Genomic DNA, 14,676 nt, shown 5'->3' with positions numbered 1-14,676 from the left:
TAAGCGTTGTGAGGCGTTGAGCTAACTTGTACTAATGACCCGTGAGGCTTAACCATACAACCCAGATGGGTTTTACTTAAAACGTTCCAGACGTTTTGAAGTATTTCCTCCTTCCATGGAGGTCATACACCTTAGTGTTAGAATAGAGCGCTTAAACAGTGTTTTGCAGACTCAAAAAAATCAGCTTTCCGAATTATTATTTACGGCCTTAAAGGCGGTAGATATGCAAATTTGTCTGGAAACCATAGCATTGTGGCACCACCTGATCCCATTCCGAACTCAGAAGTGAAACGCAATCGCGCCGATGGTAGTTTGGGGTCTCCCCATGCGAGAGTAGGTCATTTCCAGGCGCCTAATTTACTCGAAAGAGTAGCTTGAAAAAGCAAGTCTCCTTGTGCTGACACACTAGCGACTTAAAAAGCATTTAGCATCGTGCGTAAGCAATTTGCTAAAGGAGTGGTAGTTCAGTTGGTTAGAATACCGGCCTGTCACGCCGGGGGTCGCGGGTTCGAGTCCCGTCCACTCCGCCAATTACATCTAAGCCTCGTCATATGACGAGGCTTTTTTGTATCTGAAATTTGGTGAAATACCAGTCATAGAGCGATCATTCACCCCATACATGGGGATTGTAGACTCCCTAAAAACACAACGCGGTAGACGTTACATGGGGTCACTCTCAACTCAATCTGCGCAAAACAATCTCGTGTTAATAGTCTTGTGCTAATAGTCTTGTGCTAATAGTCCCGTCGGCTCCCATGCTTCTCGTCCTTTATCTTATTGCAGCCGTAATATTCGCCCGCAAACTTACGAAAAAGGCCTTTGCATTACTGCAAAGGCCTTTTTCGTTCATGTGATTTAGTGAAGTAAAACGTACCCGGATTACTTTTACTACTGGTTAAGCTAATTCGTTTCGATAAGGAATGCTGCTTTGCGCTCCGTGGCGAGTGACTGCGAGAGAAGATGCTTTATTGGCAAATTTGACCGCCTCGTTTAAGGTTTTTCCTTCATCTAATGCTACCATCAGTGCGCCATTAAATGTGTCTCCGGCTGCTACGGTATCTATTGCGCTGACTGTGGGCGCTGGAATTATTCGCCCTTGGCCTTTTTCACTGACATAAGCACCTTTACTGCCTAGAGTAATAATGACAATATTAATCCCTTGCCTGTGAAGACTTTCTGCCGCTTTTGCTGCACTTTGTTGATCGATAACATCAATTCCCGTTAATGCGAAAGCCTCAGTCTCATTGGGGGTAATGATATCTATTAAACACAATAAATCGCTACTCAGTTTTGCCGCTGGTGCTGGGTTAAGGATAGTTGTGCAGTGATGTTGTTTGGCTAATGTTAATGCGTGATGAACACTGTCTAACGAAGTTTCTACTTGAACCAGCAAGAAATTAGCTTGGGTAAATAATGCCTGTTGTTGCTGAAGATGTTGTGCAGACAAATAGGCATTGGCGCCAGGCACAACTCCAATACAGTTCTCGCCCTGCTGGTTAACAAAAATCACCGCTGTGCCAGTACTCTCATTGGCTATTTCATAACAACCAATTAGGTCAATCCCATCGGCGGCCCAGGTTTTACGCATTGTTGCTGCGTTGCTGTCGTCACCCAGAGCACTGATAAAACATACGTTCTGGCCAGTATTACTTAATCGGGCAGCCGCAACAGCTTGGTTTGCCCCTTTTCCACCTAGTTCAAGTCGATATTGCTGACTAATTAAGGTCTGTCCTGCTTGGGGTAATTCGTTGAATGTTAGGACATGATCGGCGTTGGCACTGCCGACAACCAGTAAAGTGCTCATGTATTTCCTTATAACCCATGCAGAATTAAGTGATTCTGCATGGCATTGATTTGCTAGTAATCGTTTAATCGTTCAACAATGAAGTCGACAAAACCGGTTCGGTTAATATCGAACAATACTTTAGCATTGTGAGGTTTAGCGGTTAATTGATAACGATCAACCACGGTCATACCCTGTGTATACTCCCCTTTCGTCTCAACGCCAACCCAGCAATCGACAGCGGTAAATAGTGATGGATTGAGTAACCATGCGATAGTGCAAGGGTCGTGTAGTGGTGCACCGGTGAAGCCCCACTTTGGATCTCGATGATAAATCATAAAGAAGTCGAGTAATTCTGCGACACATAGAGCGATAGGGTTATTAATTGCTCTAATACGCTCAATATCTTCATCCATGATTTGTGCTTTATGAGTCACATCTAAGCCGCACATCACAATAGGTATGCTTGATTTGAACACCATGTCAGCCGCTTCTGGGTCGACAAAAATATTGAATTCAGCCGCTGGAGTCCAATTGCCTTCACCTGCTGCGCCGCCCATTAGCACTATGCTGTCGATGTTGTGATGCAGTTCAGGGTGAGCAGCCAAAAATAAAGCAATATTAGTCAGTGGCCCTGTAGGGACAAGAGTGACGGGTTGTTTGCTGTTGCCAACTTTATCGGCCATTAGTTCAATGGCTGTATGTTCTACAGGCGCAAAGGCTGGATCTGGCAATTTGGGCCCATCAAGGCCGCTTTCTCCATGTACATTATCAGCAATGATCAGTTCTCTTGCTAATGGCTTCGGTGCGCCACCGGCTACCGGAATATCGTGACGCCCGAGCAATGTTAATACTCGTAATGCATTATTTAGGGTTTTATCTGGTGTTTGATTACCTGCACTGGTTGTTACCGCTAAGACATCAAGCTCAGAAGAACTGAGTGCTAAGATAAGTGAAATGGCATCATCATGACCTGGGTCGCAATCAAGTATAACGGGACGTTTCATGGGTGATTTCCTTATTTGAATGTGTGGTTACTGTATCATCATGGCTGATTGTATTAATGCTTAAACGATGTAAATGTGATCTAATATAGAGATTAAACCCACTGCTAGTCGCTATTGAATACCGTTATGATAACCTCGTTGTAGACTATCGAAGCGTGATGAGTGATCCAAATGTTATAATGGCCAATAAGCGAGTGAAAAGGCCTGCTATTGGCGATATAACATCTGCAGCATTGCTGCAAATTAAGCTTGTTTTTCCATATGGCTGTTTAACGTGTTTAAGTGAAGGTATAACTGTTTTGAAATCGTGGAGAGTAGTGTGAATTGTCGTCTAGGTTGCGGTGCTTGCTGTATTGCGCCTTCTATTACTAGTGCAATACCGGGTATGCCAAATGGTAAACCTGCTGGGGTGCGTTGTATTCAATTAAATGATGATAATCTGTGTATGATCTTCGGTCAGCCACATCGTCCAGTTGTATGTGCCGAGTTTAGTGCAAGTATTGATGTGTGTGGCACCAAAAATGAACAAGCTTTATGGTTGATCACTGATTTAGAGTCTTCAACATGCTAATCTGCCCGTTTTATTTACCTTGGATATTTTAGATCATGCAACTAACTCGATATACAGATTTTGGTATTCGCATTTTAATGTATCTTGCGGTACAACCTGAACGCGAAAGTTTATTTCGAATTGCAGAAGTGACCAGTGTGTTTGATCTTTCTTCAAACCATGTAGCTAAGATTATCCATCAATTGGGAAAGCTGGGATATTTACAAACTGTCAGAGGTAAAAGCGGTGGCTTTAGATTGGCAAAAACCGCGGATGAGGTACTAATCGGTCAATTGGTTCGCGATTTAGAACATTCATTATCGCCCATCAATTGTGAATTACCATATTGCCGATTTACGCCAATATGTCGATTAAAAGGAGTCTTAGGCCAAGCGGTTACCGCCTATTTGGCTGTACTTGATCAATATACTTTAGCCGATATTATATCGAACAAAGCAGAGATTTTGTCTACATTACCGGACTTATCTATTTCAGTGTTGCAGATGGATTAGGCTGGCTTGTTGTCGCGACATTCACGTCATCAAATAATTGAGATGTGGGCACTAATGTGATGCCATTGTCTTTTAAACGAGCCAAATTAGCGTTTAAAAATCGAATGGTTTCAGGGTAAGGATGTGCAATAGCGACGAGCTGACCCTGTTGCTTTGATCGCTTAATTATCTGTTGGAACTGCTTTTCAAGAGCTCGATCATCAATATTGTTGTCTAAAAAAACATGCCTTCTTAGTACTGGTACGCCAAGTTGTAAGGCTTTGCTACCCGCTTTGGTGTATTTAGTAGTAAAACTATCGACAAAAAACAATTGTTGCTGTTTGAGGCTTTGCATTACCCATAGCATCGGCTCATCCATCTGAGTGAGTAAACTACCCATATGATTATTCGCCCCTTTAGCAAATGGGATGTTAGCGAATGCTCTTTGTAATTTCTGTTTAATTTGCACCTCAGTCATGTCATTTGTTAACCCTCCAGGTCCAAGTGCTTTACCATTTAAGGCTTGCATGGGGAGGTGCAGCATAATCTCATGACCTTTATCGAAACCATCTTGCGCGAGTTTTTGTCCTAACGGAGTGTGGGGTAATACCGACAAAGTGATGGCATTAGGTAATGACAATGTGGCTTCGTCAGTTAGGCGATAACCAATATCATCAATGATGATGGCTAATTTAGCGGCGGTAGCAGGCATGATGCTGCATAGGCAGAATAGGATTAGGAGTCGATTGCGCACAAGTTTAGCTTATCTAGTTGTGAGTTATTATTCATATCAGTATAGCAGAATATCAGCATAACAGATTGATTATAGTCATGAATATCTCTATTGATACCGTACTAATTACAAGGGCTGTTTATCGCCATATTGGGGACAGTGTTCGCCGGTGTTCAATAATGCGCTAAACCAATGCATTACATCATGGAATATCAATGCCGAGTGTTTGAGCGGCTAACGACAATAATAGGCAGGATCAACGGCCTTACCTTTATTACGGATTTCGAAATATAATCCTGGCTCACTTTGCCCCCCAGATCGACCCACGAGCGCAATAGACTCGCCGCTTTTTACCATATCACCAGGTTGTCTTAATAGTGTTTGGGCGTGACCGTAGAGGCTCATATAGCCCTTACCGTGATCAATGACGAGCACCATACCAAAACCACGTAACCAGTCGGCATAAATCACTTTCCCTGACGCCACAGCATGAATATCTTGTCCTTCTGGTGCAGCAAGTACTGCACCTTTCCACACAATTTGTCCTGAGCGGCTGCTACCAAAGCGTTTACTTAATCGGCCTTTGGTTGGCCATTTTAATTTAGCTTTTTGACTGACTAATCCATCCATCGTTGGATTGGCTTTTGCGGCAATCATAGCTTGTTGTACGATGCGTTTTAAACTCGCCTCTTCTATTTGCAGTTGTTCTAATTTTGCGCCTTTAGTGGATAAGGTTCGTTGCAATTGAGTCAGAGTTTGTTGACGTTGGCTTTGCTCTTTGGTTAATTGCTGTGCCTGTTGTTTTTGATCTATCACTAAAGCATTGAGTTTTTGTTGCGTTGTGACTTGCTGTTGTTTGATTTTATTAAGATCAATGCTGGTTTGCTTTAGTTGCTGAATGGCTTTTATACGGGCATTGTTGAGGTATTGATAATACGCCAGCATGCGTTCAACCGTAGCCGGATTTTGCTGGTTAAGCATCATTTTAGTGTAATCATGATTACCAGCCAAATAAGCACTAGAAAGCTGTTTTGATAAGGTATCTTGCTGACTCAGTTTCAGTTCGGCTAAATTAACTTGTTGTTTATCTAATTCTTTAACTTTTAGGTTAACCGCAGATAATTGGTTTTGTGATTGATTAACTTTTTGAGCTGCTTTTGCAATGGCTTGTTCATCACTTTTAAGTAACGAATTAAGCTTTTCGCGTTGCTTGGCTGTATCTTTGAGCGAATTTTGTTGTTGGTTTATTTGTGCTTGAATAGACTTCAAAGCCGATTGGCGTGAAGACAAATCAGCACTAGTTGCCACAAATGAAAAGATTAGAAAGCCAGCAACAATGCTGGCTTTAACAAATAAACGAGTTATCACGAGTTAATGTTTACTCTTTAAGGTCAATAATACAGCGTCCACTCATTTCTTTTGGGATGCTTTGGCCCATCAAGGTTAACATAGTTGGCGCAATATCACTCAATCGCCCGTTGTCTTTTATTGTGGCGTCACGGCCAACATAAATAAACGGTACTAACTCACTGGTATGGGCCGTATGAGGTTGACCTGTTATCGGGTCGGTCATTTGGTCTGCGTTACCATGGTCGGCGGTAATCAAACACTCGCCATCCACTTTGGCTAATGCTTCTACTACACGACCAATGCAAGCATCAACCGCTTCACAGGCTTTAACGGCAGCATCAAATTTACCAGTATGGCCAACCATGTCACCATTTGGATAGTTACAAATTATCACATCATATTTTGCAGACTCAATAGCCGCGACCAGTTTGTCGGTCAGTTCTGCTGAGTTCATCTCAGGTTGCAAATCGTAGGTAGCGACTTTAGGAGACTGAATTAAAATGCGATCTTCGCCTTCAAATGGCTCTTCTTTACCGCCATTGAAAAAGAAGGTCACATGAGCATATTTTTCAGTTTCTGAAATGCGCAGTTGAGTTTTATGCTGCTTTTGCAGGGTTTCACCTAAGGTATTCACCAAATTATCAGATGGATAGGCTACTGCGGCGTTAATATCGGCCGCGTATTCAGTCAGCATCACAAAGTTGATTTTTGGTGTTTTATTACGTGCAAAGCCATCAAAATCAGGATTGACAAAACAGCGGGTAATTTGGCGGGCACGATCGGCGCGGAAATTCATAAAAATGAGCGAATCGTTATCGTTTAACTCAGCTGCTTCGCCTTGAGCATCAACAATTGCAGATGCAGCAACAAATTCATCGTTTTCATCTCGATCATATGCAGCGTCCAGCGCTTCTGCTGCCGAAGCATAAGCGAACTTGGCTTTGCCTTCGGTGATTAATTCGTAGGCTTGCGATACGCGGTCCCAACGGTTATCACGATCCATGGCAAAGTAACGACCGATAATCGATGCCGTGCGGCCATGACCTAGTGAGGCAAATAGCTCGTCAAAATGAAGCAAGCTGTTTTTAGCGCTGCGCGGAGGTGTATCTCGGCCATCTAAAAAGGCATGTAAGTACACTTTGGTTGCGCCGCGCTCAACGGCCATACGGCACATAGCTTCAATATGTTCTTCATGGCTGTGAACGCCACCGGCAGACAAAAGCCCCATAATGTGAACGGCACCGTTAGCGGCAATGGCTTTGTCTACCGCATCGCAAAGTGCTGGGTTTTTCTCAAACTCATGGTCGGCAATCGCTTTACTGATGCGGGTGAGTTCTTGATACACAATTCGGCCTGAACCAATATTGATATGGCCTACTTCAGAGTTACCCATTTGGCCATCGGGTAATCCGACGTCAATACCAGAACCCGAAATAAGACTGTGAGGATATTGCGCATTGAGCTTATCTAAAACAGGGGTGTTGGCATGAAAAATCGCATTATCTTGCGTGTTTTCACGGGAACCCCAGCCATCAAGGATAAGTAATGCGAGTGGACGTTTTGTTGTCGTCATGCAAGTACCTTTTAAGTTGAAAATAGAAGTGTTATAAAATTTCAATTGTATGAATATTACTACTTCTTGATAATGTGCAAAAGGCATATAGGTTTGAAGATATAACTAAAGCAGCTAATAACGAGGGACCAGTCACGAATAAGTCGGCTTAAAGCGTCTATTTTAGGTGTTTCTTTAATGAAAACTGCCGAGCAAAACGATATACTCGAGGCCATCTCATCTTAGTCATCGTCAGAGAAATTAGTAATTATGCAAGAATATATGGAATTTTTTAAAGCGAACCCAATGTTAAGTTTGGCTTGGGTCGGCTTGTTTGTAACGCTTGTTTTCAGTGTCATTAAATCAAGTATATCAAAAGTGAAACTTGTCAGTCATCAAGAGCTAACACTCATGGTGAATAAGCAAGATGCCAGAGTCGTTGATGTGCGAGGTAAAGAAGAATTTAAAAAAGGCCATATTGTTGATGCGCTTAATGTGACCTTATCAGAAATTAAAAATAATCAAGTCACTAGCCTTGAAAATTTCAAAACTAACCCCATTATATTAGTATGTGACTCAGGTACTACATCTTCTCAAGCCGCTCAACTTCTTACTAAACAAGGGTTTGAAAACGTGTCTAACCTTAAAGGTGGCATGGGCGAATGGAAGGGTGCAAATTTACCCGTAGTTAAAAGCAAGCGTTAATACTGTTGCTTAATGGTATTCAGTGTTAACAAGTTTGGGAATGAGCTAACACTGTTTATTATCAAGATCTTGTTCGTTACCATTTATCGAGCCGGATCAACTTTACGGGATAGCACTAATGTTAGATTAATTCTATATACATTAAGAGCAAGCCCAACACAATTAGCTTCACAGAAAAGCTAAATAACATCGATAGGTAGGAAATTATGGCTGAAGTAGCAAACAACGAAGCGCAAGCACCACAGTTCAACATTCAGCGTATTTATACAAAGGATTTGTCTTTTGAAACGCCAAACAGCCCAGCTGTTTTCCAGAAAGAATGGAACCCAGAAGTAAAATTAGATTTAGATACTCGCAGCAACAAGCTGTCTGATGACACATATGAAGTGATTTTATCGTTAACCGTTACGGCTAAAAACGGCGAAGACACCGCATTTTTATGTGAAGTTCAGCAAGCGGGTATTTTCTCCATCGTTGGGTTAACTGAGCAACAACTTGCTCATTCTTTAGGTGCATACTGCCCTAACGTATTATTCCCATACGCACGTGAATTAGTGGGTAATTTAGTTGGCCGTGGTACTTTCCCACAACTAAACCTTGCTCCAGTTAACTTTGATGCGCTATTTGCTCAGTACGTTCAACAGCGTCAAACTGCAGCAGAACAAGCAAATTCTGCCGAAGAAGTCACAGCATAAGCTATGAATAACGCTGCCGAAATCACGGTATTAGGGGCGGGCTCTTATGGCACCGCCCTTGCTATTTCTTTAGCCAGTAACGGCCACAAGGTATTACTTTGGGGTCATGAAGCCGATCATATGGCGCGCTTAACTGAGCAGCGCAGTAATGAGGAGTTTCTGTCTGGTATTCAGTTTCCTGATTGTTTAGCCATCGAAGCTGATTTAGGAAAGGCACTCGCGGCAAGCAAAAATATCTTAGTGGTAGTCCCTAGCCATGTATTTGGTGATGTACTCAAACGAGCTAAGCCGTTATTGCGTGAAGATGCTCGGATTGTGTGGGCGACTAAAGGGCTAGAACCCGAAACCGGTCGTTTATTACAAGATGTTGCCCGCGAGCAATTAGGCGAACAGTATCCATTGGCGGTATTGTCAGGTCCAACCTTTGCGAGAGAATTAGCGGCTGGTTTACCAACAGCCATTTCGGTTGCCGGTACTTGCCCTCAGTTTACTCATGATTTGGTTGAGCTACTCCACAGTCCAGAACGTCTGCGCGTTTACGCCAATGACGACTTTACTGGTATACAACTAGGCGGCGCGGTTAAAAACGTGATTGCGATTGGTGCTGGAATGTCTGACGGTATTGGCTTTGGTGCTAATGCTCGTACGGCATTAATAACCCGTGGTTTAGTCGAACTTAGCCGTTTAGGTGTCGCGCTTGGCGCTGATGCATCAACCTTTATGGGCATGGCGGGTCTAGGTGACTTGGTGTTAACTTGTACCGACAATCAGTCGCGTAACCGTCGTTTTGGCTTGGCTTTAGGTCAAGGCAAAGACGTGATCACCGCGCAACAAGAAATTGGTCAAGTAGTCGAAGGCTACCGTAATACCAAAGAAGTGTTTACCTTAGCCAAACGCCTAGGGGTAGAAATGCCGATTACTGAGCAAATCTATCAAGTGCTTTACCAAGGTAAATCTCCTGTTGAAGCGTCAAAAGTGTTACTCAGCCGAGATAAAAAGTCTGAAACACTCAAAAAATAGTGCGGCACAGTAGTTAAGTTAGCCATAAAGGTTAACAGACCCTAGTAAAAAGGATGCTAAAATAGCATCCTTTTTTGCATTTAATAGTTATCAATTAAGAACCAAGTAACCCATTTAAACCGTGTGGAGTAAAACGTGAAACATCATGACGTAATCATTATCGGCGCCGGTGCGGCAGGGTTAATGTGTGCTGCTACCGCGGGCTATCGAGGTCGTGATGTGTTGGTGCTGGATAATGCCAAACAAGCAGGCAAAAAAATTCTGATCAGTGGCGGCGGACGTTGTAACTTCACCAATCAAAAAGTTGAGCCGCAGCAGTTTATTTGTGGTAATCCGCACTTTGTGAAATCGGCATTGGCCCGCTATCGCTCAAGCGACTTTATTGAACTGGTTGAGCGACACGGGATTGAATACCATGAACGTGACCATGGGCAGTTATTTTGTAATGACTCCGCTAAAGAAATCGTCACTATGTTGATGACCGAGTGCGAATGGGCAGGTGCCAAGGTAAAGCTGCGCACTGAAATACTCTCGGTTAGCAAGACTGAAGCCGGTTTCAATTTAAATACCTCTAACGGTGATTTAAGCTGTGATTCACTGGTTATTGCCACCGGAGGCTTATCGATGCCAAAGCTGGGTGCCACGCCTTATGGCTATAAGTTGGCAGAGCAATTTGGCTTAAAAGTGTTACCTACCAGTGCAGGCCTAGTACCGTTCACTTGGCATAGCGATCAAAAAATTCGTTTTGAGCCGTTATCTGGCATTGCCGTGCCAACAACCATTACCGCGCAAGATGGCACCCAGTTTAGTGAGGCTTTATTGTTTACTCATCGCGGTCTATCAGGTCCAGCCGTATTACAAATTTCAAATTATTGGCAGCCAGGTGAAGCTATCTCAATCAACTTGTTGCCGGGTGAAAGCGCGTTAGATAAAATCGAATTTGCCTTAAAACATCACCCAAAACAAAGTCTACGTAATACAGTAAGCCAATGGTTACCTAAACGCTTGGTTGAAGCGCTATTTGAAGAGTCTCAATTAGATAAAGCCCTAAACCAACTCGGTCATGGTGAGCGTGAAAAGCTGGCTAATGAGTTAAATCATTGGTCAATCATCATGAATGGTACTGAAGGTTACCGCACCGCAGAAGTCACTTTAGGTGGTGTTGACTCCAATGAACTGTCATCTAAAACCATGCAAGCCAACAAGGTCCCAGGATTGTATTTTATTGGTGAAGTAATGGACGTAAGTGGTTGGTTAGGCGGGTTTAATTTTCAATGGGCCTGGAGCTCTGGTGTCGCGGCAGGGTTGGCCGTTTAGATTTGTAACTATGATAAAAGAACCAGTAGTCTGGGGATTTTAAGTGGTGAAGTAATCAGTAAAAGCGGTGAGCTGAAATCACCAAGGGATGTTGGTGGGCTTATCGCTGTTAAACAGCAATAAGGAATATATTGAGTGTCGAGTGATATTAAGGATGATAGTCATAAGCAATAAACCCCTGCAGAAGATAAATGGCAACCAGTCTTATTCTCTGAATGCCATCCTTCTAACGCTAAGCCTTCCAATGTTAAGTTTTCAAGATTGGCCCCTTTGGGAGCTAGGGACTCAACCTCAGACTTTTCAACAGTAACGACACTAGACAACAAGCCATAAAACGACCGTGATGGAAAGACACCTGTGGAAACGGCTTGTTCTTTATAAAGGTAATGGATGTTCTATCATGCCAGTGTGGCCGAGTATTTACTTTAAACACAAGATTAAAACTATCGTTTTAATACCCCCCATGGTACAAAATATCTTGGCATATAGATAATTTGCATTAACACCCATTTGGCGTAACTAAAAACGATGAATCAGCAGAATGTAAAGCAAATGACAATTAAGTGCAGCGATGGTGAGTTACTTGCTGCAACTATTTATGAGCCAACTATTACAGTGAAGGGTGCGGTATTGATGGCGCCTGCTACTGGGATCAAAAGACAGTTTTACGGAAATTTTGCTAACTACCTTGCCTGCAATGGCTATGGCGTTATTACGTTTGATAACCGGGGTATTGGTGGATCATCAACGGTGCCAGTTGCGAAGAGTGCCTCGTCGTTACAGTGTTGGGGTGAAAAAGATATGCCTGCGGTGTTGGAATGTTTAAAAGAGGTATTTCCGAATACAAACTATCATCTGGTGGGCCACAGTGCTGGTGGTCAACTCATTGGGTTAATGCATAATGCGATGGACATCAGTTCAATGTTCAATTTTGCCTGTTCTTCTGGTCAGTTAAAAAATATGAAGTTGGCTTATCTGATTCAAGCACATTTTTTTATGAACTTTTTTATTCCTTTCAGTAATGCGATGTTTGGTCATACCAAGTCTCAGTGGCTGGGTATGGGAGAGCCATTGCCAAAGGATGTCGCCAAACAATGGCAGCAATGGTGCAATGGTCAAGGGTATGTCAAAACTGCTTTTGGTAAAACCGTGCACCAGCATTATTACAATGAGCTGACCTTACCGTCATTGTGGGTTAACGCCGTTGATGATGACATTGCCAATAACGCCAACGTAGCAGACATGATGTCGGTGTTTCCTAAGCTTAACGGGCAAACCTTAACCTTAACCCCAAGTGATTATGGATTATCAGACATTGGCCATATGAAGTTTTTTAGCAGTAAGTCGCAAACCTTATGGCCACTGGCGCTTAACTGGTTAGATAAGCACTAAAGCGACCTCTTCATTTAAGTTAACCATTCAAGCCTATTCATTTACAGAATAGGCTTTTTTGTTTTTCTTGGTTGTATATGTAAAAAAGCATATATACAATGTTCAGTGTGTTTTAATTGGATGTGCCACCAATGAAAAAGAAAACTGTGTTGTTTCTATGTAGCGGCAATTCGGCGCGTTCTCAAATGGCAGAAGCTTTGCTAAGAAGTAAAGCGTCTGATCAATTTGATGTGTTTAGTGCAGGGACTCAGCCCGAAGATATCGACAGCAGGGCGATTGAGGCCATAGCGCGTTTTGGTGTTGATACGGGTGGTTTAGTGTCTAAAAACGTACAAACGTTTGCAGGTAAAACATTTGATTACGTGATTACCCTTTGTGATAAAGCCAATACAGAATGCCGTCGTTTTCCTGGTGCAGGTAAACAACTGGCTTGGGATTTTCCCGATCCTAAAAGCCGCGCAGGTCATCAACCCTTTTCAAGTACCTTAGCTGAGCTGAATAACCGCTTGTCGATGTTTCTACTGGTGGAAAACAACGTTACTGCCAAGGCTAAGACCACGGCGGAGGTGACCGCCAAGGTAGACGTCATTGGCGCAAATGAAACACCTCCCGAGGTATTCGCCGATGTTGATCCCATCGCATTTTATAAATGCTTAACCGATGACATTCGCTTAAAAAGCCTAATGCTGACTCATTATCATGGTGAGTTATGTGTGTGCGAGCTGATGGAGGCATTGAATGAGGACAGCCAACCTAAGGTGTCTCGCAATTTAGCGTTGTTAAAAAAGGCCGCTATTATTAGCGACCGAAAAAATGGCCAGTGGGTATTTTATCGAATTAACCCTAATTTACCGTTATGGGCAAAGTCTGTAATAGCTGCAACGACCGAGAACAATATTGGCTTGATTATGGCTCATCTACAACGACTAGATATTATGCAAAACCGGCCTAATAAAGTGAGTTTTTGTCGCTGATTCAGCAAAATAGGAGTGATCGTAATGGGCTTGTTTGAACGATTTTTATCGGTATGGGTTGGCTTAAGTATGCTTGCCGGAGTGCTGTTAGGGCTATGGCAACCACAAGTATTTCAGACCATTGCGAGTCTTGAAGTTGCCCACGTTAACCTTGTGGTGGCGTTGTTTATTTGGGTAATGATTTACCCAATGATGGTGCAAATTGATTTTTCAGCCATTAAAGATGTCGGTAAAAACCCCAAGGGATTATTACTGACGATTGTCGTTAACTGGTTGATTAAACCTTTTACCATGGCCGCATTAGGTTGGTTATTTTTTAAAGTGCTGTTTGCCGACTTAGTTGACCCCGCATCGGCACAAGAATATATCGCAGGGATGATTTTATTAGGTGTTGCACCCTGTACGGCAATGGTATTTGTATGGTCGCAATTAACTAAGGGCGATCCTAATTACACCTTAGTGCAAGTGTCGGTTAACGATGTGATTATGATTTTTGCCTTTGCGCCTATTTCGGCATTTTTGCTGGGGGTGAGTGACATTCAGGTGCCATGGGAAACCTTGCTTATTTCAGTGGTGCTGTATGTATTACTGCCATTAATGGCGGGTGTGACCACGCGTTATGTGCTTAATCATCAAGGCGGCACACCAGGAGTGGATCGATTAGTGGCAAGATTAAAACCATGGTCGATTGTCGGCTTACTGGCCACTGTGGTGTTGCTGTTTGGGTTTCAGGCCAAGGTTATCGTGTCCGACCCACAAACCATTGGCTTAATCGCGGTGCCATTGGTGATTCAAACTTACGGGATTTTTGCGATAGCGTATTTTGCTGCTATATTATTGAAATTAAAGCATAATATTGCTGGGCCAGCTTGCTTAATTGGTACCTCTAACTTTTTTGAGCTTGCCGTTGCGGTAGCTATATCCCTGTTTGGTTTGCACTCGGGTGCAGCCTTAGCCACTGTGGTTGGGGTGTTGGTAGAAGTGCCGGTGATGTTGTCGCTGGTGGCGATTATTAATCGTACTCAACATTGGTTTAAGCATTAATGTTGACGATTATTTTGATAAGTATTTCGAATACGTTTTTTATGACGACGAAATAATACGTTC

The 14,676-nt window shown here is 43.0% G+C and carries 14 protein-coding genes, 1 tRNA gene and 1 rRNA gene; 11 read left to right on the top strand and 5 right to left on the bottom strand.

All coding sequences use genetic code 11. The features are described from left to right. The first annotated feature begins 234 nt into the window (after positions 1-234). A 5S ribosomal RNA gene (rrf, locus tag AAEZ02_RS00985) occupies positions 235-350 on the top strand. A 103-nt stretch (positions 351-453) separates the two neighbouring features. Then, positions 454-530: transfer RNA gene (locus AAEZ02_RS00980), tRNA-Asp, on the top strand. A gap of 365 nt (positions 531-895) precedes the next feature. Here the strand turns inward: AAEZ02_RS00980 and rbsK are convergent. Together rbsK and rihA are read right to left on the bottom strand one after the other, a co-directional pair. Next, positions 896-1,804, bottom strand: coding sequence for a ribokinase (rbsK, locus tag AAEZ02_RS00975; protein ID WP_351121597.1), 909 nt, complete (start codon positions 1,802-1,804; stop codon positions 896-898). A gap of 53 nt (positions 1,805-1,857) precedes the next feature. After that, positions 1,858-2,790 carry a pyrimidine-specific ribonucleoside hydrolase RihA gene (rihA, locus tag AAEZ02_RS00970; protein WP_351121594.1) on the bottom strand — a complete coding sequence of 311 codons (933 nt, stop codon included), beginning with the start codon at positions 2,788-2,790 and terminating at the stop codon, positions 1,858-1,860. 319 nt (positions 2,791-3,109) lie between these two features. On the opposite strand from rihA, the gene AAEZ02_RS00965 reads away from it, so the two are divergent. Further along, entirely contained in the window at positions 3,110-3,361 is a 252-nt protein-coding gene (locus AAEZ02_RS00965) for a YkgJ family cysteine cluster protein (protein ID WP_101033408.1), read from the top strand. Positions 3,362-3,396: 35 nt separating this feature from the next. Next, complete coding sequence (locus AAEZ02_RS00960) at positions 3,397-3,852, top strand: Rrf2 family transcriptional regulator (RefSeq protein ID WP_124012900.1); 456 nt, start codon at positions 3,397-3,399, stop codon at positions 3,850-3,852. Here AAEZ02_RS00960 and AAEZ02_RS00955 read toward each other — a convergent pair. The 3 genes from AAEZ02_RS00955 to gpmM form a co-directional block, all read right to left on the bottom strand. After that, on the bottom strand, positions 3,827-4,543 hold the full coding sequence (locus AAEZ02_RS00955) for a divergent polysaccharide deacetylase family protein (protein ID WP_335686938.1): 717 nt from the start codon (positions 4,541-4,543) through the stop codon (positions 3,827-3,829). The two genes, AAEZ02_RS00960 and AAEZ02_RS00955, sit on opposite strands and share 26 nt — an antisense overlap. 255 nt (positions 4,544-4,798) lie before the next feature. Then, positions 4,799-5,932 carry a murein hydrolase activator EnvC family protein gene (locus tag AAEZ02_RS00950; protein WP_124012898.1) on the bottom strand — a complete coding sequence of 378 codons (1,134 nt, stop codon included), beginning with the start codon at positions 5,930-5,932 and terminating at the stop codon, positions 4,799-4,801. Positions 5,933-5,942: 10 nt separating this feature from the next. Next, the gene (gene gpmM, locus AAEZ02_RS00945) at positions 5,943-7,487 is read right to left on the bottom strand and encodes a 2,3-bisphosphoglycerate-independent phosphoglycerate mutase (protein ID WP_351079276.1); all 1,545 of its coding nucleotides are present in this window, start codon (positions 7,485-7,487) and stop codon (positions 5,943-5,945) included. Between the two features lie 249 nt (positions 7,488-7,736). Between gpmM and AAEZ02_RS00940 the strand changes: the two genes are divergently transcribed. The 7 genes from AAEZ02_RS00940 to arsB all read left to right on the top strand — a co-directional run bounded on the left by AAEZ02_RS00940 (position 7,737) and on the right by arsB (position 14,613). Beyond that, positions 7,737-8,171: a rhodanese-like domain-containing protein gene (locus tag AAEZ02_RS00940; RefSeq protein ID WP_101033403.1), complete on the top strand. Its 435-nt coding sequence runs from the start codon at positions 7,737-7,739 to the stop codon at positions 8,169-8,171. 206 nt (positions 8,172-8,377) lie between these two features. Further along, on the top strand, positions 8,378-8,866 hold the full coding sequence (secB, locus tag AAEZ02_RS00935; RefSeq protein WP_101033402.1) for a protein-export chaperone SecB: 489 nt from the start codon (positions 8,378-8,380) through the stop codon (positions 8,864-8,866). A 3-nt stretch (positions 8,867-8,869) separates the two neighbouring features. Further along, on the top strand, positions 8,870-9,886 hold the full coding sequence (gene gpsA, locus AAEZ02_RS00930; protein WP_101033401.1) for an NAD(P)H-dependent glycerol-3-phosphate dehydrogenase: 1,017 nt from the start codon (positions 8,870-8,872) through the stop codon (positions 9,884-9,886). 135 nt (positions 9,887-10,021) lie between these two features. Beyond that, entirely contained in the window at positions 10,022-11,203 is a 1,182-nt protein-coding gene (locus tag AAEZ02_RS00925) for a BaiN/RdsA family NAD(P)/FAD-dependent oxidoreductase (RefSeq protein WP_124012896.1), read from the top strand. Between the two features lie 552 nt (positions 11,204-11,755). After that, positions 11,756-12,595 (top strand): alpha/beta hydrolase family protein, encoded by an 840-nt coding sequence (locus AAEZ02_RS00920; protein ID WP_233768595.1) that lies wholly within the window; start codon positions 11,756-11,758, stop codon positions 12,593-12,595. 131 nt (positions 12,596-12,726) lie between these two features. Further along, on the top strand, positions 12,727-13,569 hold the full coding sequence (locus tag AAEZ02_RS00915) for a metalloregulator ArsR/SmtB family transcription factor (RefSeq protein ID WP_206191844.1): 843 nt from the start codon (positions 12,727-12,729) through the stop codon (positions 13,567-13,569). A gap of 24 nt (positions 13,570-13,593) precedes the next feature. Further along, positions 13,594-14,613 carry an ACR3 family arsenite efflux transporter gene (gene arsB, locus AAEZ02_RS00910; RefSeq protein WP_124012894.1) on the top strand — a complete coding sequence of 340 codons (1,020 nt, stop codon included), beginning with the start codon at positions 13,594-13,596 and terminating at the stop codon, positions 14,611-14,613. Positions 14,614-14,676 lie beyond the last annotated feature (63 nt).

The sequence above is a fragment of the Shewanella sp. T24-MNA-CIBAN-0130 genome, from assembly GCF_040310185.1.
GTDB classification, from domain to species: Bacteria; Pseudomonadota; Gammaproteobacteria; order Enterobacterales; family Shewanellaceae; genus Shewanella; species Shewanella psychromarinicola.
The sequence above is the reverse complement of the archived record's forward strand: the minus strand, read 5'-3'. Positions and strand labels throughout refer to the sequence as shown.